Here is a 23,394-nt window from a genome sequence, read left to right as displayed (position 1 = left end):
TCCGCTATACTCAGATTATGACATCATGTGACCCTGTTATAAACGTTAAAAACGTTAAACTATGCATTGCTGGCCAATGGATTCATCGTGACATTACACTGCAAGTACAACGGGGTGAAATTGTTGCGCTGGTTGGCAAAAGTGGTTCTGGAAAATCTGTTTTATTGCGTGAAATTTTAGCATTAATGACGCCTGCTTCAGGCAACATTGAAGTATTTGGTAAAAATTTAAGCAAACTTTCTTCCAATGAACTGCTCACATTACAATGTCGTTGGGGAGTCTTATTTCAACAATCTGCACTCTTTACTTCACTCAATGTCATTGAAAATATTTCCTTTCCTTTACAAGAACATACTCAACTTGATCGATCAACGGTCAAGGAGCTCGCTTTAATTAAGTTATTAGCGGTCGGTTTACCGTTAGAATCTGCTGTAAAATACCCTGCTGAATTAAGCGGTGGGATGCTAAAACGTGCCGCTCTCGCACGCGCACTCATTATGGATCCTGAATTATTGTTATTAGATGAGCCCACCACGGGTCTCGATCCACAAGGTGCAGCAGAGTTTGACAAACTTGTTTTAAATCTGCGCAGTATTTTAGGATTAACCATTGTTATGGTCACGCATGATCTGGATACTTTATGGCAAATTACCGACAAAGTTGCTTTCTTAAGTGCGGGGCGTATTTTAGAATTTGCACCCATGGCGCAACTTGTACAATCAAAACAAACGGCTATCCGCACTTATTTTCAGGGACCGCGAGGGCGCACTGCACAACATCTTTATGAGGGAAATTATGGACACTAAAGTCAATTATACCTTAGTGGGTGCTTTCGTTCTCATTTTAACGATGACGCTCGTTATTTTTATTGTTTGGTTATCCACTGGAATATCGACAAAGCGTTATAAACATTTTCTTGTTATTATGCATGAATCTGTTTCAGGCTTGGCCGTGAACTCTCCTGTAAAATATAATGGTGTCGTCGTCGGTTCAGTTAAAAAAATTTATTTAACCCAAAACAATCCAGAACAAGTTCGTTTGCTCTTGCAAATCGAAGAGCATACCCCAGTCACCGAAGGAACAACCGCTACTCTAAATAGTCAAGGTTTAACGGGTATTGTCTACGTCGCCTTAAAAGGAAGTGACACGCATTTAAATCCTATTCCTCGTCTTCACGGCGAAAAATACCCCATTATTAAAAGTACGCCGTCGTTTTTTTTCCGCTTAGATCACACATTACGTGATTTAAATCATAATATGAATCAAATTACAGAGGATATTAATGGCATATTAGGGGGAGAAAATCCGATTTTATTGAAAAAGATTTTAAATAATTTATCCATAACCAGTCAGCATTTAGCGGCGCAAAGTAAATGCTTCGATACTATTTTAATTAATACCGCGCGTTCATCACGGTCGTTTCCCGCGTTAATGAATACACTCAGTCAACAAACACTTCCATCAACCAATCAAGTTTTGAATAATTTAAGTCTTATCACTGACAACTTATTAGAATTATCTGATCATCTCAGACAAAATCCTAGTCTATTAATTCGCGGACAAAAACCTCCTCCTTTAGGTCCAGGAGAATAATAAAATGGTTCACTTTCTCTCTCCCTGTTTCAATAAAAAAAATAATTTTATAATCGCAATCATCGTTTGCTTTCTCGCTTTCTTATTGTTATCAGCCTGTTCTTTATTTGAACCTATTAAAATACCCCCAACCCATTATTTTACGCTGGCAATACCGGACCCCAACGGGGATTGTCCTATACAGCGGGGATGCCGTACTATTTTAGTGAATCAACCTCGTGTCAATGCAGTCTATAACACGTCACGTATGATCTATATCCCCGCCTGTTATCAAATCCAATATTTTTCACAAAATCGATGGGTCGGCACGCCGGCAGAAATGTTACACCCTTTATTGATCAACGCGTTACAACATACGGGTTATTTTCAAGCGATTATAAACACGCCCTCTACGACCGATTATGATTGGGTGCTCAATACCCAATTACTGAGCTTTCAACAAGAATTTATCTATTTCCCCAGTCGTTTTCGTATTGCAATACGCGCACAACTTATCGATGCGCGTTCCAGACATATCCTCGCTACGCAAGATTTCGTCGCCGTAGAAATTGCACCTCACGATGATCCCTACGGTGGTACACTGGCTGCGAATTCCGCCATACAAAAAATACTGAATGAAATTAATTGTTTTTGTTTAAAAAATTTATACGTCAAAAACTAAATTATATTTCATTGAATGTCCTATTATTACGCTTTAGTTCATCAGGAAAGTAATGGTCACGAAATGATTTTGTTTTTTGTTGAACATCCTCAAGTAAAGTATTCATTTTTTTATCGATGCTTGCTTTTTTCAATCGACTTATTTTTTTTCTGAGTGAATAATAACGATTCGTTTTTTTGATTCGTATCGATAGCATAGTAGTCATAATCCTCAATTCATAGGTAAACGCTTTAGCCTATTTTTATTCGCTATAAAAATAGGCTAATAAGTATAAACGCATTATATTAAGTTTATATTAAATAGTATTATTTAATAATTTATAAAAACAACTATTTTTTTGTTTTACTTCAATGAAATAAATTTAAAATATTAAAAAAAGAATTATAATTTTTGATATACTCAAAATAGAAAATTTAAAAATTAAAATTTTACTGAAATAAAACCTTTGATGATTCCTATTTTCTCATTATTACTCATTTGTTATGGAATAATTTGTTATTTAGCTGTCGATATGTATTTGCCCGCTATGCCGAGTGTCGTCCGCGATTTGGATATCACGATTACATTAGCCCAACAAACCTTAACGGCGTGGTTTTTGGGTGCAAGTACTTTCTATTTATTGCTCGATCCTATCTCGGATAGATTTGGCAGAAGATCAACGTTACTCATCGGCGGTGTTCTATTTATTACAGCAACGTGGATGTGTGCATTTGCTGAAACGATTCGTATTTTACTAATTGCCAGGTTTATGCAAGGAGCGGCTATAACAACGTTTAATACAGCAGGTTATGCTGCTTTGCAGGAAACTTATCCACGAAAACAAGCCGTTCAAATGATTGCGCTCGTTAACAGTGTTGTCCTATTAGCACCAGCGATAGGACCTTTACTGGGTGGACTTTTTTTACAATGGTTACCTTGGCGCTGGATATTTATTTTTTTAGCCTTAAGCGCAAGTATTTTATGGTTCGGTTTATGTTTTATCATGAAAGAAACACAAACGACAACGCAACGATTGATGTTTGAATGGTCACAAATATTTACCAATTATCAGCTCATTCTAAAAAATAAAGCATTTATGTTAAATCTTGTCATCATTAATTTTAATAATTTAGTTAAAGTGGCATGGCTTGTCAGTGGACCTTTTTTAATTGTTCATCATTTTAAACTCAATACACTTTTTTTTGGCCTCATACAACTGTTATTATTGGCGAGTCAGCTCTTGGGAGTACATTTTAGGGAGCGAATGCATCATGTTGAAATAAATCGCCTTATTAATCACGGATTAAAAATTTCCTTATTCTCAAGTGTGCTTGCATTCAGTTTAAGTCTTATTTTCCCTCATGACTTTATTGGGCTCATCATTAGCTTGATGATTTTTTCTTTCGGCACAGCACTCGCTACTCCTTTACAACGACTTTGCATTGAAGCAAGCCCTGAACCGATGGATGAACGCATGGCTGTTTATTTCACGTTAATTAGTTTGTTTTGTACAATATCCAGTCTTTTATTTAGTTTCACTTATACCGGGCATTTATTCTGGTTTACAAGCCTTATGGTTGTACTCAGTTGTTTTGCTGGCTTATTGCGCTGGCTCAGCTTAAAATATTTTTTTTGCATTTAAATGAGTCATTTACCAAAAATGGCTATTAAGCTATTATTTATGAATTGTTTTTTACTCATTCATTGAAGTAGAATGAATCGGTCGTCAGCCATTGTTGGCAATCGCCGTTTTAAAATAATTAGTATAATAAAAATATGTCTGAATTCTCCATTAAAACTCATTTATTATCCTCGGATAGCCAGAATTATTTAAGGGAAATTTATTCACTCCCTTTTGCTATTTTGCCCGAAAAAATAACCTTTGATTCGTTGAGGATTCAGGGGAAGGATCCCGAAGCGATTTCAACTATTTTAAATCGATTAATTAATATGGAGAATGATTTTAAAATTAAATGTCGTCACCTCCTCACGCAGGCTCAGACTCATCTCAAAAAGATAAATAAATGGGGTATCGGTGTTAGCCTCTTCGCTATTCTACTCTCAGTAAGCACTATTTTATGTTTTTTATTTTTTCCACCGGCTGCTGCATTTATCCAGCCCCTTTCGCTCCTTCTCGGGAAAGGAGTCTATGGGATTTTACTTGTTGCAGACTTATTACCCACTTTAGGTCTTGGTATAGCGAAGCTTTTTAATTTATCTCGACTGAAAAAACTGCAACGGACATTGGCACATCATCAAGGGATAACCCAGCAATTAGTAGACGCCTTACAAAATACGGAAAGCTTGATGGCTCCACTCGAAAATGGATCTATTTCCCATCCTTCTTCATCAATAGACTTCATAAAACCAATAAGTCCAATCCTTTTTGCTGTCCCAAAGAGAAACTCCAATATTTTTACTGTTGATCATTCGTCGGATGTCACGACAAACGATGATAAAAGCATTGATGAGGTTTGTCCTATTACCTATCGAAATTCGATTTAACCCCGCGGAAATTTTATTTATTTTTCATAATGGATGGTGTTATTTATCGATAAATGTTTTAAAAAGAACGTCTTCGTTATATTTTTCTGTTTGAGTTAAAGCAATACTCGGCGCATGAATCAATTTATTCGTCAACCGATAGGCTAATTGTTTGATCACGGCTTCTTGACGACGACCTTTTTTTAATAAACTTAACGCTTTTTCAACTTCAGCATCACGAAGCTGTTCAGCATGTTTTCGGTAAGAACAAATCAGTGGAGCCGCTGCTTTTATTTTTAACTGTTCCAAATAGCGTTGCACTTTTTCTTCTATCAAACTTTCTGCTTTGACTGCTGCAGCTTTTCGACCTTGTTGATTTTTTTGGATCAATGTATGCAAATCCGCTAATGTATAAAGGTAAACGTCCTCCAATTCTTGAACAGCAGACTCCACATCTCTGGGCATACCGAGATCAGCAATAAATAAAGGTCGTCGTTTACGCGTCTTCAGGGCTTGTTTTAGGTTATATCTTTTAATATGGGGTACATCACTTGCTGTTGCAGCAATAATGATATCGGCTTTCGCTAAGAAATAAGGGATTGCATTTAAACAAATCGCTTGACCACCAATCGTTTTACCTAATTTTTCGGCTTGTTGTAATGTCCGATTCGCAATCCAAAACTGACGAACGTTTTGCGAGAATAAATACTTTCCTACTAAGGAAATGGTATCACCGGCACCTATCAATAAAATCTTTTTATCTGCCAAGCATGCAAAAATTCGTTTGGCACACGTCACCACTGCAAAAGCAAGCGATACAGGATGGGCCGTAATATCGGTCACTCCACGTACGTATTTACTCGCAGAAAAAACATATTGAAATAACCGATTAAAATGTACCCCCACACTGCCTAATGAATGAGCAAATGCATAAGCTGTTTTTATTTGACCTAAAATTTGTGGTTCGCCTAAGATTTTAGAATCTAAACCTGTGGCTAAACGCAACAAATGACGTAATACGTTTTCTTGCTGATAAACATACCAATGAGACTTTAAATGATCATGCGAAAGCTTTTTATAGCGATACAGCCAATTCATTGTTTTTTGGACATCGCCATTAATACAATAAAATTCAGTGCGATGACAGGTGGATAAAATAATGGCTTCTTCTGTTAACGTGTCTCTTAACATTGCACGTAAGGAATGGGCTAGATAATCCTTACTAAAACTCAGTTTCTCTCTGAGCGCAAAATCGACTGTTTGATGATTGATTCCCAAGGCAAGCATTTTCATAACAATTTTAGAGGGCTCTCCCTACTAAACTGACCCATTCTTGTTGAGAATTTATCTTTATTATTTCGAATCCGTTCGCACAATACGCTTTGCGCACGCTATCCATTTGCTCATTTAAAATCCCTGCTAAAACACAATCAGCATTGGGCTTTAGTAACGATCGAAAATAAGGAGCTAAATCAACCAGCGGTTGTGCTAAGATATTCGCTATCACAATATCGACGGGTTCTTGGTAGCGAAAATTTGCGGGGAAATAAACTTTCAATTTTTCGTCCGTAATTTCATTACGTTCGGCGTTCATTGCACAGGCTGTTACCGCTTGTGGATCATGATCAATTGCACTCACCTGCTTAGCACCCAGTTTAATCGCGGCGACCGCTAAAATACCAGAACCACAACCATAATCAATCATTGTTTTATCTTCAAGTATTTCACACGCTAACCATTCCAAGCATAAGGCCGTACTGGGATGCGTACCAGTGCCGAACGCTAAACCCGGATCTAAACGAACATTCACCGCATTTTTCAAAGGGGGATCAGACGTACTCGGACAAATCCAGAGTTTTTTTCCAAAACGCATCGGCTTAAAATCGTTTATCCAACACTGTTCCCACGCTTTATCGTTTAATCGTTCATAACGACTTTCTAAAATAACGTCTTCATCAAATGTTTGATGTAAGTGCTCCAAAACTTCAGACAAGGACGTTTCTTCTGCGAAAATAGCACTCACTTTAACCTGTTGCCACAGTGGTGTCGTATTTAATGGGGGTTCATAAATGTTTTCTTCAACGAGAGGTTGCCATGTAATGGCGATAGCCCCTCTATTTTCTAACACATGACTCACACGGTCGACATGTTCGCTGAGTGTATTCAGATAGAGTTGTAAACAAGCCATCGCGTTATTGTGATAAATGTTTTTCAAGATAGTGGATGTTTGTTCCGCCTTTTATAAAATTGGCATCACGCACTAATGCTTGATGCATTGGAATATTGGTGTGAATGCCTTCTATCACTATTTCATCTAAGGCATTGCGTAAACGCGCTAATGCAATTTCCCGCGTTTCACCATAGGCAATTAACTTACCTATTAATGAATCATAATAGGGTGGAACTCGATATCCCGTATAAATGGGTGTATCCACACGAATGCCTGGTCCCCCCGGAGGATGATATAAGCTGATGACGCCCGGAGAGGGCATAAATGTTTTTGGATCTTCTGCATTAATACGACATTCAATGGAATGGCCACGTAAACTAATTTGTTTTTGTTTATAATTCAATTTTTCACCGGATGCAATGCGTAATTGTTCAACCACTAAGTCAATACCGGTAACCATTTCAGTAATCGGATGTTCCACTTGAATCCTTGTATTCATTTCAATGAAATAAAAATGACCGTTTTCGTAGAGAAATTCAAACGTCCCTGCACCTCGATAATTCATATCACGACACGCTTTGACACAGAGTTCACCCATCTGTTGACGTTGTTTTTCAGTAATTCCGACAGCCGGCGCTTCTTCAATGACTTTTTGATGGCGGCGTTGCATAGAACAATCTCGCTCACCGAGATGGACCGCATGACCTTGACCATCACCTAATACTTGGATTTCAATATGTCTTGGATTAATTAAAAATTTTTCCAAATAAACACTGGCATTTTTAAAGTTAGCTTCTGCTTCCGATCGCGTCAGTGAAATTGCACTTAACAACGCTGCCTCACTATGCACCACACGGATCCCTCGCCCCCCTCCTCCACCGGCGGCTTTAATCAATACCGGATAACCAATTTTTTGTGCGATTTTCAAATTTTTTTTATCATCATTCTCTAATTCACCTTCCGAGCCCGGTACACACGGGATCTTTGCTTTTCGCATCGCGGCAATCGCCGATACTTTATCCCCCATTCTCCGGATAGTTTCCGGTTCAGGTCCAATAAAAACAAAACCACTTTGTTGGACCCGTTCTGCAAAATCTGCATTTTCAGAAAGGAAGCCATAACCCGGATGTATCCCCATCGCATCTGTAATTTCAGCCGCGCTAATAATGGCAGGGATGTTTAAATAACTTTGACTTGCAGAAGGAGGACCAATACAGACTGTCTCGTCAGCGAGTTTCACATGTTTTAAATTATCATCCGCGGTTGAATGCAAAGCGACCGTTTGAATACCGAGTTCTTTACACGCCCGTAAAATACGTAAAGCAATTTCACCACGATTTGCAATAACCACTTTATTTAGCATTATTTTTACCTACTCATTTTAACCCACGCAATTATTCAATGATAAATAAAGAATCATTATATTGAACGGGCATCCCGTTTTCGACAAATCTTTTTTTAATAATACCGTCTTTATGCGCTTCGATATGATTCATCATTTTCATCGCTTCAATGATACAGACGGTATCTCCTTTTTTAACCGATTGACCTAAATGAACAAAAGGTTCAGCACCCGGTGAAGGGGCTAAATAAACGGTCCCCAACACGGGTGCGACTAAAATATTATCTTCGGTTTCCGCTTTTTCAGATGCCGGCAATGCTGTTGGCGTCATTGAAAGATTGAGACGAGATGGCTGTGATTGCATCGGCACACTCTGTGCAGAAAGTGGTGTATCGCGTTTTATACGTATCGTTTGGGAACCTTCAGAAAATTCAATTTCATTTAAACCATGCTCATCTAAAAGTTTAACAAGCTGATTAATTTTTTCCGGATCCATCATTATGGCCTCTTTACAACAAGAATATGCGCCTTATTGGAGCATATCCTCGCGGACTTTGCTAGTCTTTATCAACCTAAGTTGCTAAGCTTACGCTTATACTTTTTACTTTTATTATGGTGTAAACCATCACGCACGTCGAGAAAGCATGATGCAAAACCTTGGTTTAAAAAATCCAAATCACGGAACTAAACAAACATTGGCTGAAATAAGCTGCACCCAATTGACGGGCGTTGGACCAAAGATAAGCCATTATTTGCACAAATGTGGTATTCACCATTTACAAGATTTGCTTCTGCATCTCCCCTTGCGTTATGAAAATAGAACACAACTGACCCCTATTCGATCGGTTCGTGAAGGTCAGCATGCGTTGATTACCGGTATTATTCAAGACCATCCACTCCGTATTAAAAATAAAAAAAGCTATTCCTGTAAACTCAGTGATGAAACAGGCTCTGTTACACTACGATTTTTCCATTTAAAAGCCAAACAAATTCAGCAGTTTAAAAAAGGACTGCGTTTACTGTGTTTTGGCCCAATACATGCCCAAAAAAATAGATTCTTTGAACGTGAAATGATTCATCCTGATTATGAATTTTTGCGTCCTCATCAATCACCTCTTTTACCCCCTTATTTAACCAGTATTTACCCCAGCACACCGGGAATGACTCAACGTCTATGGCATAAATTGATTACACAAGTGTTCCATTTATTATTCGAAATGACGACTGAAAAACCATTCGTTCACAAACAACAACATTATTTTCCTGACTATCTCCCTGAACATTTATTAAAACGCATCGCGCTTCCCTCTTTATTAGACGCCTTATATTATATTCATCGCCCACCCGCTAATGCACCTTTAGATCTATTAGCGCGTAGAAAACATATCGCTCAACAGCGCTTAGCTTTAGAAGAATTATTAGCCCATTCATTGAGTGTGCAACAAATGAAAAAAAAACGCGCTGCAGGAATAGCACCCCGATTTAAACTCAATTCAGCGTTAATGAAACGATTCCAAACTGCTTTACCCTTTCAATTAACATCGTCACAACAACGTATTATTAAAGAAATTAATCAGGATATGCAACGTGCAACCCCTATGCAACGTTTATTGCAAGGTGATGTTGGATCAGGAAAAACAATCGTCGCGGCTTTCGCCGCATTATTGGCTATTGCGAATCACTATCAGGTTGCGCTCATGGCACCCACTGAATTATTAAGTGAACAACATTATCAACATTTCCATCGCTGGTTAACTCCTTTAGGGTTTCATGTCGTCTGTTTAAACGCACGCTTACAAACTACGGCTAAAAAACAAATTCTCGATGAAATTAAAACCGGAAAAGCGCATATTGCTATTGGAACGCACGCGCTTTTTCAAAACGAGGTGTATTTTTCGAATTTAGGTTTTATTATTATCGATGAACAACATCGATTTGGCGTCAAACAACGTCTCGATTTATGGAAAAAAAGCCAACAAAAAAATTTACAGGCCCATCAACTTTTCATGACGGCAACGCCCATTCCCAGAACCTTAGCCATGACCAGTTTTACCGATCTCGATATTTCTTTTCTTGATGAATTACCTCCGGGTCGACTTCCTGTAAAAACACTGGTTATCCCCGAACGTCGTCGTTCTAAAGTCATTGAAAAAGTGCGCATAACCTGTGGCGAGAAAAAACAAGTCTATTGGGTCTGTCCACTGATCGAAGAATCAGGCTTACAACATTATCAGGCCGCTGAAACCCTCTTTAAAACCTTAAAAGCTGATTTAACCGACTTACGTTTAGGTTTGATCCATGGAAGACTTCACAGTACTGAAAAAGAAAGCATTATGCGTGATTTCAAAAAGGGCGTCATTGATTTACTCGTTTCCACGTCCATTATCGAAGTCGGTGTTGACGTCAGCAACGCTAATTTAATGGTCATAGAAAATGCTGAACGTTTAGGTTTAGCACAGCTTCATCAATTGCGTGGTCGTGTCGGTCGAAGTAGCAGCAAAAGCTGTTGCATTTTGCTCTATCAATCGTTGTCGCTACTGGCTAAAGAACGTTTAAGCATTATGCGGCTCAGCAACGATGGTTTTACGATCGCGCAAAAAGATTTAGAGCTCCGTGGTCCGGGCGAAATTTGGGGATTACGGCAAACGGGTTGGAAACAGTTGCGCATCGCGTGTCTAAAACGCGATCACGATCTCATTCCACAGGTTCTTCATCTGAGTACATTACTACAAACCAAATACCCCTATTTGATTCAACCGATTATAAAACGTTGGGCTCAAAGTAGCGATGACACTTATAGTAAAGTTTAAGATTTAATCCTATTTTTGAGTTCAGGTATTTAATCATTGAATAATGAATATAAATAAAATATGTTATTAATAAAATTGATAAGTAGCTTTTTTCTATGCGCGAATCATTGAAATGACGGTGGAATTTATCTCAATCTCGAACATCAAAGCACCGCAGAGGAACTGATGCCTTTTCGCATGCACCGCTATAAAGTGGCCATTATGCAGCAGCATCTAAACCTTGGATACAAAAAATTACCGGTTGTTATTTCGATGCTGTTCTACCATGGGAAAGGTCAGTACCCTTTGCTTAAAGCTCATCGATTGCGTTGAGGACACGCCCTTTGCAAAAGCACATTTCTTCGATGACCCTGCTTGTCGATCTCAATGTACTGCCGGATGAGGAGATCTATCGACACAAAACGCTTGCTTTCTTAGAAATTGTTCAAAAACATATTTTTACCCGAGATCTAGAGGATATCGCCGATCATATTATAAAGCTAATTAAACGGGTGAAGCCTGATCATGATTTGTTCAATCAATTGATATATTATATGTTAGTCAAAGGTGAGACTGCCAATGTGAACCAGGTGATTGAGAAGCTTAAAACCATCGAAGACTATGAGGAAGATATTATGAATGCAGCACAACAATTAAAAACAGCAAGGTCGGCAAGAAGATCTACAGCAAGGTCGGTACGAAGGAGTACCGTAAAAGCGATTAATATTGCTAAAAAAAATGTTAACTAAACGAATTAATCTTCCACTTATCAAGGAAATAACGGGTCTATCGGATGAGGATTTACTGATTCTAGAAGAGTAGCCATTTTTTTCTTCTTCTAAAATTTATTCATTTAGTTTAGCGTTGACACACTTCGTTAAATACTCCCTAATACAGAATTACTCACTCAATAGGCTTCCCGTCATCCCTTGAATTCAATTATAAAAAGGCCGGAATAATATTAATGGGTATTATACCGAATGCTCAACACAACGTTCACCACGCTATACCACACATTGGGAAGAAATTGTCAATGTCATCGCTTCATGCATTGATGCCCCGCGTAATACGGGAATCATTATATCGAACCGTCTGATAATCAGTCGGCCAAAATAGAACTATCCCCTTATAACCTGAAATGATATATTCATTTTTTATGTGTTATTTATTTTTTCTTGGGCATATAGAGATCAGTAATCGTCCCCTCAAAAATTTCACTGGCTAACATGACTGTTTCAGACAGTGTGGGATGCGGATGAATGGTTAATGCGATGTCTTCAGCTGTACAACCCATTTCGATCGCCAATGTAATCTCAGCAATCAATTCACCGGCATTAGGCCCCACAATTCCTCCTCCTAGAATACGGTGCGTTTTCGGATCAAATAACAACTGAGTCAATCCTTCATCACGTCCTTGCCCTAAAGAACGACCACTCGCTAACCACGGAAAAACAGCTTTTTCGTAAGCCACATTTTTTTCTTTCGCTGCATTTACTGTTAAACCCACCCACGCAATTTCAGGATCCGTATACGCGACTGCAGGAATACATTGCGGTTCAAAAAAATGTTTTTTTCCCGCAATTACTTCAGCAGCAACCCGCCCTTCTGCCGATGCTTTATGGGCTAACATAGGATGACCAACAATATCGCCTATCGCATAAATATGTGGAATATTTGTTCTCAATTGCTTATCCACTGGAATAAAGCCTTGCTCAGTAATAGAGAGCCCTAAAGCTTCAGCACCGATGTTTTTACCGTTGGGTTTACGACCCACAGCTGATAAGATTTGATCAAACCGTTGCGGTTTTGAAATACCCTCACCTTCAAATGTAACCCAAAGCCCATCTTTTTTTGCATCCACTTGAGTCACTTTCGTTTTTAACAAAAAGGTATATTCTTTTTGCAAACGCTTATATAAAGGCGTCACAATTTCTTTATCGGGACCATTGATAATCATATCGCCCGTTTCTACCACAGTAATCTCGCTACCCAACGCACGATAAACGGTTGCCATTTCCATACCGATAATCCCTCCCCCTAAAATGAGGAGTTTATCTGGAATTTCTTTCAACTCAAGTGCACCTGTTGAGTCCATAATACGCGGATCGTCGGGTAAAAAAGGCAATCGTATCGGTTGTGAACCTGCGGCAATAATAGCCGCATCAAAAACAATTTTTTGTTTCCCAACGATCAATTTGTTTTTTCCGATAAATTTTCCTTCGCCTTTGATCCATTCAACGTTTCGTTGCTTGGCAAGCAATGACAAACCCTGTGTTAATTTTTTTACCACGTTTGATTTAAAATCACGTAATTTTTTAAGATCAATCGTTGGTTTTCCAAAATCCAGACCCCACTTTGCCATCGCTTTTGCATCGTCAATGACTTTAGCGGCATGTAATAACGCTTTAGAAGGAATACATCCAATATTTAAACAAACGCCACCGAGTGTCGATTCTCTTTCAACAAGAATAACTTTTTTATCTAAGTCTGCGGCACGAAACGCAGCACTATATCCCCCGGGGCCACTACCGAGTACGAGAAGTTCGGTTTTTTTAATTTCTAATTCAGCCATAAATTCCTCTAAAAATAATTTTAATTACTTGATAAAATGAAAAAGGAGTTATCAAAAAATGTACAAAAAAGTTATAACAACCAACGGCGTATATCGGAGAGACATTCTGTTAAATGCATAATAAACCGTGCGCCTTCTGCACCATCAATGACACGATGGTCATACGATAACGACAACGGTAACATGAACCGCGGGATAAACTCACCTTCCCGATAGCAGGGTTTAAATTGTGCTCTTGAAACACCTAAAATAGCAACATCCGGGACATTAACGATGGGTGTAAACGCTGTACCTCCAATGCCTCCTAAACTGGAAATGGTAAACGAATGACCTTGCAAATCTCCACTCGACAGTTGTTTTGCGCGCGCTTTTTGGCTCACGTGGCCTAATTCTTCCGCTAACGTTAAAAGACTTTTTTTATCCACATCCCGTATGACCGGTACGACTAAACCTTCCGATGTATCGACTGCAATACCGATATGATAATATTTTTTAAGCGTCAGTTCCTGATCATTAGCGGATAAAGAAGCGTTAAATGATGGAAACGCTTTTAAACTCGTCACTACCGCTTTCATAATAAACACAAGCGGTGTCAGTTTAATCTGTTGTTTAGCGGCAAACCCGGCTTGTGCTTTACGAAAAACTTCAAGTTCAGTAATGTCGGCGTCATTAAACTGCGTGACATGAGGGACCTGTAACCAATTTCGGTGTAAATACTGTGCACTTAATTTTTTAATCCGTGATAAAGGTTGTTTTTCTGTTTCACCGAATTGATTAAAATCAATTTCCGGTACTGGAGGTAAGCCCATCTTGTCATTCGAGGCGAATTGAAGTTTTGTTTTAACAAATTTTTGTAAATCTTCCTTAAGAATACGACCTTTTGGACCCGTACCCTGAATGTTATTCAAATCGATACCCAGCTCGCGCGCTAAACGTCGAACACCGGGACCGGCATGAATCGTTCCTGGATCATCATCTTCCATTTCTTCGTCTGACACGTTGACGGTTTCTGATATTTCTTCATTTTTATTCAAAAGAATCGATGCTTTTTCAACCCCTGTCTCAGAGAGCGATTTTTTTTCTTCATTCCCAGTTGGTATAGACTTGATCTTTGGTTCTTCTGCATCACTCGATTCTTCCGTTTCTAAAATCGCAATCAAATCCCCTTGAGAAACGTTATCACCGACGTTCACTTTTAATTCTTTTAATGTTCCCGCAAAAGGCGAAGGAATATCCACAGACGCCTTATCACTTTCTAATGTAATTAATGCCTCCTCGACTGCAATCCGTTGACCTTCTTTCACGGGGATATCAATGATTGCTGCAGTGCTTATGTTACCTAAATCAGGAACATGGATTTCTTTTAAACTAGACAAACGTTTTCTCCTCGAGAATTTTCGCATTTAAATTTTTAGTCAAATCGGTTCATAGGAAAAACTCACTGTTAAACCGTAAAAGGATTGGGCTTTGTAGAATCAATATGATATTTCTTAAAGGCGTGTTCAATTTCGATTTTAGTCACTAAATTTTCTGTCAATAAACTGTATAAACACGCAATAACAATATAGTAACGATTGACTTCAAAAAATTGACGTAATTGTTCACGCGTATCACTTCGCCCATAACCGTCTGTTCCTAACACACGATAGGGCGCTTTAATAAATTCACGAATTTGATCAGCATTTAAGCGTATATAATCGCTTGCTGCAATCACAGGTCCTATTCGGTCCTGTAAACAGTGTGCAACATAACTTTTCTTTTCGGGTTCATTCGGGTGTAACATATTATAACGTTCTGCATGTAATGCTTCTTTACGCAATTCAGAAAAACTCGTCACACTCCACACATCTGCCGTTACATCAAAATCAGTTTTTAATAATTCTTTGGCGGCAATCACTTCATTTAAAAGAGTACCCGAACCTAATAATTGGACATGTCGCTTGCTGGGTTTCGTTTCTGACAATAAATACATTCCTTTGATGATTCCTTTTTTATGCTTCTCGTTAAAGGGTGGATGCACATAATTTTCATTCATTACTGTCAAATAATAAAATACATTTTCTTGGTTGTTCATCATACGATGCAAACCATCTTGGATGATGACCGCTAATTCATAGCCAAAACAAGGATCATAGGCCACACAATTGGGAACAACCGAAAAAAACAACAAATTATGGCCATCTTGATGTTGCAATCCCTCACCGACTAGCGTCGTTCTTCCCGCCGTCGCCCCTAAAATAAATCCCCGTGCTTGCATATCGCCCGCGGCCCAGACAAAATCACCGACACGCTGATAACCAAACATGGAATAATAAATATAAAAAGGCACCATCATTAAGTTATTCGTACTATAGGACGTCGCAGCGGCCATCCACGAACAAAACGCACCGCCTTCATTTATCCCTTCTTCCAGTAATTGTCCTTTTTTATCTTCTCGATAATACATTAATTGACCTGCATCAACCGGATCATAAAGCTGGCCTACAGGAGAATAAATGCCAATCTGTCGAAATAAACCTTCCATACCAAAGGTTCGTGATTCATCTGGCACAATGGGTACGATTCGAGGTCCTAAGGTTTTTTCTTTTAAGAGATGACGTAATAGTTCAACAAAGACCATCGTTGTTGAAATTTCTCGTCCATTCGATCCGTCCAAAATTTTCTTGAAATCATTTAATGGTGGAATATTTAACGATTCTTCAGCCTGTGTACGCCGCGCGGGTAAATAACCACCCAATTTTTTACGCTGCTCTTTTAAATAGCTGATTTCTGGACTTTTTTCATCGGGACAGTAAAAACTTAAATTTTCAATATCCCTATCACTCAACGAGAGCTGAAAACGATCACGAAATGCACGTAATTGATCATACGTCATCTTCTTTTGTTGATGCGTAATATTTTGACCTTCACCCGCCGTACCCATACCATAGCCTTTAATGGTCTTCGCCAAGATAACGGTCGGTTGATCTTTATGCTGAACCGCCGATTTATACGCTGCATAGACTTTTTTAATATCGTGTCCACCTCGCTTTAAAAGCCAAAGTTCCTCATCACTCATCTCAGCAACCAGCGTTTTTAATTCAGGATATTTTGCAAAAAAATGTTCGCGGATGTAAGCACCATCTTTAGCACGATAGTTTTGATATTCGCCATCTAAGGTTTCCATCATTAATTGAGAGAGTAAACCCTGTTTATCTTTTTTGAATAACGGATCCCAAGCGCTCCCCCAAAGCACTTTAATCACATTCCACCCCGAACCCCGAAATACACCTTCTAACTCTTGAACTATTTTGCCGTTACCGCGTACAGGCCCATCTAATCGTTGCAAATTACAATTAATCACAAAAATAAGATTATCCAATTTCTCCCGCGCAGCAATACAAAGCGCACCGAGTGATTCAGGTTCATCCATTTCACCATCACCGCAAAACATCCACACTTTTCTATTTTGTGTATCTAACAGGCCACGATTTTGCAGATACTTCAAAAAACGCGCTTGATAAATCGCTTGCATCGGACCCAAGCCCATCGAAACGGTAGGAAATTGCCAAAATTCAGGCATAAGCCAGGGATGTGGATAAGAAGATAATCCTTGCCCTCCTATTTCTTGTCGAAAATAGGTTAATTGTTTTTTAGAAAGACGTCCTTCTAAAAAGGCACGTGCATAAATACCGGGCGAAGAATGCCCTTGAATATAGACTAAATCACCGCCATGATGGGCATTCTCCGCATGAAAAAAATGGTTAAAACCCACTTCATACAACGTCGCCGCTGATGCATAGGTGGCGATGTGCCCTCCTAACTCAGAAGAAACTTTACCGGCTTGTAACACCATCATGACTGCGTTCCACCGAATTAACGCGGCAATCCGTCGTTCTAATTTTTCATTTCCAGGAAAAACAGGTTCCCGTTCAGGGGGAATCGTATTGACATAAGGAGTGTTCATTCCAATGGTCAATTCGCAACCCCGCTGACGGGCCTTATTAACCAATTGTTGGATAAGAAATTGCGCTCTATCCGCACCTTCACACTTTAAAACCGATAAAAGCGCAGCTATCCATTCTTGGGTCTCAATGGGATCCTTATCTCTATAAGGCGTTTGCTGTGTCATAGGATTTACCTTGGAAAAATTACATTATTTATTCTTATAAAAAACGGACCTCATTCACTATAACAGCACGCCTAGTGTAACCGCGAACACAATTATTAAAAATAAGATTAAACTACGATCAATCAGCTTTAATGCCGTACTATAATTTTCATTGGTAAGCTCTGCCGTTTCGGTAAGGCCCAATGCAATACGTCCACTTTTTTCAATCAATTCCCGATTAAAAGAAACCTCTCTAAACAAATAATCTAAACAATATTGACTTGTTTTTACAAAATCACCCGCCAAAGCAAACAACATTGAAAATACACGAATAGGTAACCAATCCAATAAAGCGCGAACCTGTTGAGCGGATTTCCCTAACGCAGGATAACTGGCGTGGATATGTGCAGAACGTTCAACAAGACGATAAATCAATGCCGCAATCGGACCCAACAACGCCATCCAAAATATCACTGCAAAAAGTGATTCATTCGCTTGCCAAAAGATGCGCTGATGGATTTCTTTGCTATCAAAAAGATTGATAGGTCCTAAACAATAAAAAAGTACCGCTGCGCCTATTAAAAAGGCTAATAACCCTTGGATAAATGCGGCACTTAAACTATAAATGACCGCTATTGGAACAACGATGGGTAATACGACCAATAACAACGGTATAAAATAATGTTGCGTCCACGCGTAATTTTTAGTGAGATCATCAATCTTGCTGGCATACTGTTCAAACCAATTAAAACGGGCTAAAAAATTGCCTCGATGTAGAAAACGTTCCAATCCAAGGCATAGTAACAAGGTAATAAATGTCATAATCTTCCTCCGGCATCCAACCTTCTGTTTAAAAATTATTATTCGGTTTAATAGGATCACTTAAATTTTTATCGATGTTGACTTTTCCAAGCGCTCCAAAAATTTATAATGACGCTTTTTAAAAAACATAGTTTAGTCTACTCGCATCTTCTCATTCAAGGCTAACGGTGTAGGATAACGTAAAACAACCCAATAAGATGAGCCCACGAAGGTTAAAATAGTGACCGCTTGGATTAAATAGTTCGCTTTTCCACCAATTAAAGCAGGTGTTGTTTCAGCTGCTAAATAAGCGATCAATAAAGAAAACTCACTCGCTTGTCCTAAACGAACACCCACTTCACGCGCGATATACTTCTTTTCACCTGACATTTGTAATAAAACTTGGAACAACCACGGTTTAATTAACAACACCAATCCGGCTAATAAGAGCGCCGGTATAAACACCTCGGGTAAATAACGTAAATCAAAGCTCGCACCAATGGCAAAGAAAAACATAATTAAACAAAAATCACGTAATGGTTTTAAATTATCCGCAATGAAAACGGCAATTGGTCCTTCGGCTATCGACACGCCGGCCAAAAAAGCGCCTATTTCTGCAGATAGACCTAAGGCACGCGACAATTCAGCTAATCCTAAACACCACCCCAGTGCCACTAAAAAAAGATATTCTTGCACCCTATCAAAACGAATAAACAATTTGCTGATAAAATAACGTTGCACGACAAAAGCAAATGCGAGCAATGAAGGGAACGTAATTAACGTTAAGCCCAAATCGGCTATTTTCGAACCGGTCATGTTTGCACCATGCACAAACAAGAGCATACCAATGGCCAACAAATCCTGTAGTAATAACACACTAATCATTGTTTCACCAATAGGTTTATGATGTAACGCTAATGTAGGTAATAGTTTGAGACCGATAATCGTACTTGAAAAAATTAAACTTGCACCGATTAACAGACTTTCTAAGAGCGTAAAACTAAATAAGTAGCCGACAGCAAATCCAATGGTTGTAAATAACGCACTAAATACTAACGTCACGATCGCTGTTTTACGTAAACTTCGATAAAATTCTTGAGGGGTTAAATCGAGACCGACTAAAAATAACAAAAAGATGATGCCTACATCACCGATACCCCGTGCCAAACTTAAGTTCGGCACTAATTTCAAACAACTGGGACCTAATATTAAACCTAATAAAATATAGGCTACTAATAATGACTGATGCGTATAAAGTGCGATGGTTGCTAAAACCGCCGCGCCCGTAAAAATAACAAAAATAGAAAAAACAAAACTATGATCCATTAGTCCTCCAGGCAAAGCAATGAAGCATTACCTCCAGCCGCTGTTGTATTGATCGATAAAGAACGTTCTAAACAAAGGCGGGGTAAATAATGGGGACCACCGGCTTTAGGCCCTGTTCCAGAAAGACCCTCACCGCCAAAGGGTTGAACACCCACCACAGCACCTACCATGGAACGGTTAACGTATTGATTTCCGGCATGAACGCTGCGTGAAATGCTCTCCACAGTGTGCTGAATTCGACTTTGTATACCTAGCGTTAAACCATACCCAGTATTATTAATTTCATTAATTACTTTTTCGCGATCGTTCATCGAGTAGCGAATGACGTGTAAAATAGGACCAAAAACTTCACGTGTTAAACTATCCAAACGTTTTAATTCAAATAGGCACGGTGCAAAAAAATGGGTTTGATCGAGTTCACGTGGTATCGTGCATTGATAAAGCAACTTCGCTTCTTTGCACATCCTATCAAAATGTTCCTGTAAGGTTTTTTTGGCTGCACTATCAATCACAGGACCAACATCCGTAAACAACAGACTGGGATCGCCCACTTTAAGTGTCGCCATTGCACCTATTAACATTTCAATAAACGATTCTGCCATTTCTTCTTGAAGGTACAGGACACGCAATGCAGAACAGCGTTGACCTGCGCTACCAAACGCTGAAATTAACACATCAACAACCACTTGTTCCTTTAATGCAGACGTATCGACGATCATCGCATTCTGCCCACCCGTTTCAGCAATGAAAGGCAAAATTCCTCCTTCACGATGCGCTAAACGTTGATTAATTTCACGGGCTGTTTCAGTCGATCCGGTAAATATTATGCCTTTAATACGTGGATCATCCGTTATTTTAGGTCCAATGACTGAACCACGGGCCGGTAAAAGCTGTAATGCATCCACTGGAATACCGACTTCATGTAATAATTTCACAGCCTCTGTCGCAACGCATGGGGTTTGACTTGCAGGTTTTGCAATAACGGTATTACCTGCGACTAAAGCGGCGGTGACTTGACCGATAAAAATAGCTAACGGAAAATTCCAAGGGCTGATACAAGCAATCACACCGCGCCCCGGAAAACGAAGCCAATTTTCTTCACCCGTCGGTCCAGGTAAATGCTGCGGTATTAAATCTTTCCGTGCACGCAGTGCATAATAACGACAAAAATCAATTGCTTCTCTGACTTCAGCGACGGCATCAGGCAGTGTTTTTCCACCTTCCTTGATGACTAACGCCATAAATTCACCAAAGCGTTGTTCGAAACGGTCAGCAGCGCGCTCTAAAGACGCGGCGCGCGTTTCTAACGGTGTGTTTGTCCAGGTAAAATTCATCGCATAAGCATTGCTTAACGCCTGATCCAATTGTTTCTCACTCGCCAAGCTTACATGCCCGACAATTTCCTCTGGATTGGACGGATTACGAACAGCCTGCCTTTTTTCGCCTTCAACTAATCCGCCTTTAAGGATAGGCCCCGCACGATACGATTTTTTAAAGGCTATTTCTATTTGATGAGCCAGCGGCTCCCACGTTTCACTATCTGAAAAATCAATACCTCGAGAATTTTTGCGATCCGGCGCATAAATAGCCGGAGGTAAAGGGATTTTAGGATGCGGAATTTCATTTAAGGACGCTAATTTCCGCACCGGATCTTCTAACATCGTTTCAATAGGAATGCTTTCATCCACAATACGATTTACAAATGACGTATTTGCGCCATTTTCTAATAAACGTCTCACCAAATAAGCCAATAAGTCCTCGTGTTCCCCTACCGGCGCATAAACACGACACGGAATATTAAATTGTTGCGATCCAACAATCGAATCATACAAGGTATAACCCATACCATGTAAACATTGCATTTCAAAATCTCGATTTTTTCCAGCCAATTCGAGTAACGTCGCAAAGGTATAGGCATTATGGGTTGCAAACTGAGGATAGACTTCTGCAGTGTGTGCCAACAATTTTTTCGCACACGCGACAAAGCAAACATCCGTTGCTGCTTTACGTGTAAAAACGGGATAAGTCAGCACGCCTTTTATTTGCGCATTCTTGATTTCCGTATCCCAATAAGCCCCTTTAATTAAACGAACCATCCACCGTTTATGTTGTTTTTTCGCTAAATCAATCAGCCAATCGATAACGTAAGGCGCGCGTTTTTGATAGGCCTGTACGGCCAAACCCAATCCTTCCCAATGCGCTAAATCCTGATCACAAAACACCGCTTCAATAATATCAAGCGACATATCTAAACGATCGGCTTCTTCGGCATCGACAGTCAACGTCATGTTATTGTCTTTTGCAGCTAACGTTAATTGTTTTAATCGCTTCGTTAAAAAAGGTACCACTTCCTCTTTTTTAGCAAATTCATAGCGAGGGTGCAGCGCTGATAATTTAACGGAAATACCCGGTGCCTGATACAGCGATTGAGTAGGCGCATTTTTTCCGATCACTGCAATGGCTGTTTGATATGCTTTAAAATAACGTTCCGCATCTTTTTCAGTTCGTGCGGCCTCACCCAGCATATCGTAAGAAAAGCAATAGCCCTTGGCCTCATAGGTTTTAGCACGTTTCAAGGCCTCGTCAATCGTTTCGCCCATGACAAACTGCCGACCCAACTGTTGCATCGCTTGTTTAATCGCTTTCCGAATAACGGGTGCACTCGTTCGACGAATAAAGCGGCCTAATACCTGGCCCAAACCTTCTGATTTTTCAGACTGAAATAATTTCCCCGTTAAAACAAGCCCCCATGTGCTCGCATTAACAAACAAAGACGGACTTTGACCTAAATGTGAAGCCCAATCTGCATGCGTAATTTTATCTTCTAATAAGGCATCGACCGTTTTCGCATCAGGGATGCGAAGCAACGCTTCCGCAAGACACATCAATGCAATTCCTTCTTCACTCGATAGATCATATTCATATAAAAAGGCGTCTAATCCCCCTTTTGATAAGCGCTCAGCACGAATTTTTTCAATGAGTTGAGTGGCACATTGTTCAATTTTTTCTAGCGTTTGAGCGGGTAAAAAGGCCTCTTGCATTAATTGTTTAACACACGTTGTTTCATCCGCATAATAAGCGTTTTCAATCGCGTGTCTAAATGGATTTTTCTTAACTGATATTAAGGGAATCGACATTTGAGCCTCTATAATTTAGGAAAGTTTTTTATATTATTATTTTAGTGCTGATCGTTTAAAGTGAATAATTGTCTAGATTGCCTTTAATTATGAACTATTAATGACTAATCGTACATCAGTTCATCAAGTGGGGTTTGTAACGCGCCTCCATTCTGCATCAACTCACAGAGTACATCCGTAATACAAAGATAGCGTAAAATATTAGGGGTGACTTCATCAAAATTGGCTTTTACACCGAGTAAAGCATGTTCCACCTCGTCAAAGCTCACACCAATCCCATACCCCAAACAAAGCGAGCATAATTGATCGGCACGGCGCGCGATCGCAGGTAATAAGCCTATATCAGAAAAAACTTCATCATAGGTGACTGATCGACCTTTTAATGTAAAATTGGCATTTAACGCATTCGCAATGGAATGCAATGCTTTTTTTAACTCCATCGGTTTACAC

Annotated in this window: 20 protein-coding genes; 8 read left to right on the top strand and 12 right to left on the bottom strand. The window is 39.4% G+C overall.

The window, feature by feature from the left end; translation table 11 throughout:
- The first annotated feature begins 17 nt into the window (after positions 1 to 17).
- The 3 genes from RICGR_RS02675 to RICGR_RS02665 are packed head-to-tail and all read left to right on the top strand — an operon-like array spanning position 18 to position 2,254.
- On the top strand, positions 18 to 806 hold the full coding sequence (locus RICGR_RS02675) for an ABC transporter ATP-binding protein (RefSeq protein ID WP_006035170.1): 789 nt from the start codon (positions 18 to 20) through the stop codon (positions 804 to 806).
- Positions 796 to 1,593, top strand: a complete 798-nt coding sequence (locus RICGR_RS02670) for an MlaD family protein (RefSeq protein ID WP_006035861.1) — start codon at positions 796 to 798, stop codon at positions 1,591 to 1,593. The genes RICGR_RS02675 and RICGR_RS02670 overlap by 11 nt, the downstream gene beginning before the upstream one ends.
- A gap of 4 nt (positions 1,594 to 1,597) precedes the next feature.
- Positions 1,598 to 2,254, top strand: coding sequence for an ABC-type transport auxiliary lipoprotein family protein (locus RICGR_RS02665; protein ID WP_006035029.1), 657 nt, complete (start codon positions 1,598 to 1,600; stop codon positions 2,252 to 2,254).
- Between the two features lies 1 nt (position 2,255).
- Here RICGR_RS02665 and RICGR_RS02660 read toward each other — a convergent pair whose 3' ends face one another.
- Positions 2,256 to 2,459 (bottom strand): hypothetical protein, encoded by a 204-nt coding sequence (locus RICGR_RS02660; RefSeq protein ID WP_143549618.1) that lies wholly within the window; start codon positions 2,457 to 2,459, stop codon positions 2,256 to 2,258.
- 243 nt (positions 2,460 to 2,702) lie between these two features.
- Here RICGR_RS02660 and RICGR_RS02655 point away from each other — a divergent pair, with 243 nt between their 5' ends.
- Together RICGR_RS02655 and RICGR_RS02650 are read left to right on the top strand one after the other, a co-directional pair.
- On the top strand, positions 2,703 to 3,875 hold the full coding sequence (locus tag RICGR_RS02655) for an MFS transporter (protein ID WP_006034946.1): 1,173 nt from the start codon (positions 2,703 to 2,705) through the stop codon (positions 3,873 to 3,875).
- A gap of 134 nt (positions 3,876 to 4,009) precedes the next feature.
- Positions 4,010 to 4,738 carry a hypothetical protein gene (locus RICGR_RS02650; RefSeq protein WP_006035563.1) on the top strand — a complete coding sequence of 243 codons (729 nt, stop codon included), beginning with the start codon at positions 4,010 to 4,012 and terminating at the stop codon, positions 4,736 to 4,738.
- Between the two features lie 39 nt (positions 4,739 to 4,777).
- Here the strand turns inward: RICGR_RS02650 and hemA are convergent, their stop codons facing one another.
- The 4 genes from hemA to accB are packed head-to-tail and all read right to left on the bottom strand — an operon-like array spanning position 4,778 to position 8,728.
- Entirely contained in the window at positions 4,778 to 6,010 is a 1,233-nt protein-coding gene (hemA, locus tag RICGR_RS02645; RefSeq protein ID WP_006034828.1) for a glutamyl-tRNA reductase, read from the bottom strand.
- A gap of 7 nt (positions 6,011 to 6,017) precedes the next feature.
- Positions 6,018 to 6,932, bottom strand: coding sequence for a 50S ribosomal protein L11 methyltransferase (gene prmA, locus RICGR_RS02640; RefSeq protein WP_050763992.1), 915 nt, complete (start codon positions 6,930 to 6,932; stop codon positions 6,018 to 6,020).
- Entirely contained in the window at positions 6,910 to 8,250 is a 1,341-nt protein-coding gene (gene accC / locus RICGR_RS02635; protein WP_006035758.1) for an acetyl-CoA carboxylase biotin carboxylase subunit, read from the bottom strand. The genes prmA and accC overlap by 23 nt, the downstream gene beginning before the upstream one ends.
- A 31-nt stretch (positions 8,251 to 8,281) precedes the next feature.
- Positions 8,282 to 8,728, bottom strand: coding sequence for an acetyl-CoA carboxylase biotin carboxyl carrier protein (accB, locus tag RICGR_RS02630; protein ID WP_050763990.1), 447 nt, complete (start codon positions 8,726 to 8,728; stop codon positions 8,282 to 8,284).
- A gap of 145 nt (positions 8,729 to 8,873) precedes the next feature.
- Between accB and recG the strand changes: the two genes are divergently transcribed.
- From recG to RICGR_RS02620, 3 genes are all read left to right on the top strand, one after another.
- Positions 8,874 to 11,039 carry an ATP-dependent DNA helicase RecG gene (recG, locus tag RICGR_RS02625; RefSeq protein ID WP_006035115.1) on the top strand — a complete coding sequence of 722 codons (2,166 nt, stop codon included), beginning with the start codon at positions 8,874 to 8,876 and terminating at the stop codon, positions 11,037 to 11,039.
- Between the two features lie 123 nt (positions 11,040 to 11,162).
- Positions 11,163 to 11,351 (top strand): Rpn family recombination-promoting nuclease/putative transposase, encoded by a 189-nt coding sequence (locus RICGR_RS07675; protein ID WP_081441674.1) that lies wholly within the window; start codon positions 11,163 to 11,165, stop codon positions 11,349 to 11,351.
- An 11-nt stretch (positions 11,352 to 11,362) separates the two neighbouring features.
- A complete protein-coding gene (locus tag RICGR_RS02620; RefSeq protein WP_240992202.1) occupies positions 11,363 to 11,767 on the top strand; it encodes an Rpn family recombination-promoting nuclease/putative transposase in 405 nt (134 codons plus the stop codon).
- Positions 11,768 to 12,183: 416 nt separating this feature from the next.
- On the opposite strand, the gene lpdA is transcribed toward RICGR_RS02620, so the two are convergent.
- The 7 genes from lpdA to RICGR_RS02585 form a co-directional block, all read right to left on the bottom strand.
- Entirely contained in the window at positions 12,184 to 13,590 is a 1,407-nt protein-coding gene (gene lpdA / locus RICGR_RS02615; protein WP_006035823.1) for a dihydrolipoyl dehydrogenase, read from the bottom strand.
- 71 nt (positions 13,591 to 13,661) lie between these two features.
- Positions 13,662 to 14,993: a 2-oxo acid dehydrogenase subunit E2 gene (locus tag RICGR_RS02610; RefSeq protein ID WP_050763988.1), complete on the bottom strand. Its 1,332-nt coding sequence runs from the start codon at positions 14,991 to 14,993 to the stop codon at positions 13,662 to 13,664.
- 41 nt (positions 14,994 to 15,034) lie between these two features.
- Positions 15,035 to 17,701: a pyruvate dehydrogenase (acetyl-transferring), homodimeric type gene (aceE, locus tag RICGR_RS02605; protein ID WP_006035188.1), complete on the bottom strand. Its 2,667-nt coding sequence runs from the start codon at positions 17,699 to 17,701 to the stop codon at positions 15,035 to 15,037.
- A gap of 57 nt (positions 17,702 to 17,758) precedes the next feature.
- Positions 17,759 to 18,502, bottom strand: a complete 744-nt coding sequence (locus tag RICGR_RS02600; RefSeq protein WP_006034734.1) for a hypothetical protein — start codon at positions 18,500 to 18,502, stop codon at positions 17,759 to 17,761.
- A gap of 132 nt (positions 18,503 to 18,634) precedes the next feature.
- On the bottom strand, positions 18,635 to 19,807 hold the full coding sequence (locus RICGR_RS02595; protein ID WP_006035398.1) for a cation:proton antiporter: 1,173 nt from the start codon (positions 19,805 to 19,807) through the stop codon (positions 18,635 to 18,637).
- On the bottom strand, positions 19,807 to 22,944 hold the full coding sequence (gene putA, locus RICGR_RS02590; protein WP_006034648.1) for a bifunctional proline dehydrogenase/L-glutamate gamma-semialdehyde dehydrogenase PutA: 3,138 nt from the start codon (positions 22,942 to 22,944) through the stop codon (positions 19,807 to 19,809). Before putA ends, RICGR_RS02595 begins: the two co-directional genes overlap by 1 nt.
- A 104-nt stretch (positions 22,945 to 23,048) precedes the next feature.
- On the bottom strand, positions 23,049 to 23,384 hold the full coding sequence (locus RICGR_RS02585; RefSeq protein ID WP_006034656.1) for a type IV secretion IcmS family protein: 336 nt from the start codon (positions 23,382 to 23,384) through the stop codon (positions 23,049 to 23,051).
- Positions 23,385 to 23,394 lie beyond the last annotated feature (10 nt).

Source organism: Rickettsiella grylli, assembly GCF_000168295.1.
In the GTDB taxonomy this organism is placed as follows: Bacteria; Pseudomonadota; Gammaproteobacteria; order Diplorickettsiales; family Diplorickettsiaceae; genus Aquirickettsiella; species Aquirickettsiella grylli.
This window is presented reverse-complemented; position numbering and strand designations above follow the sequence as displayed.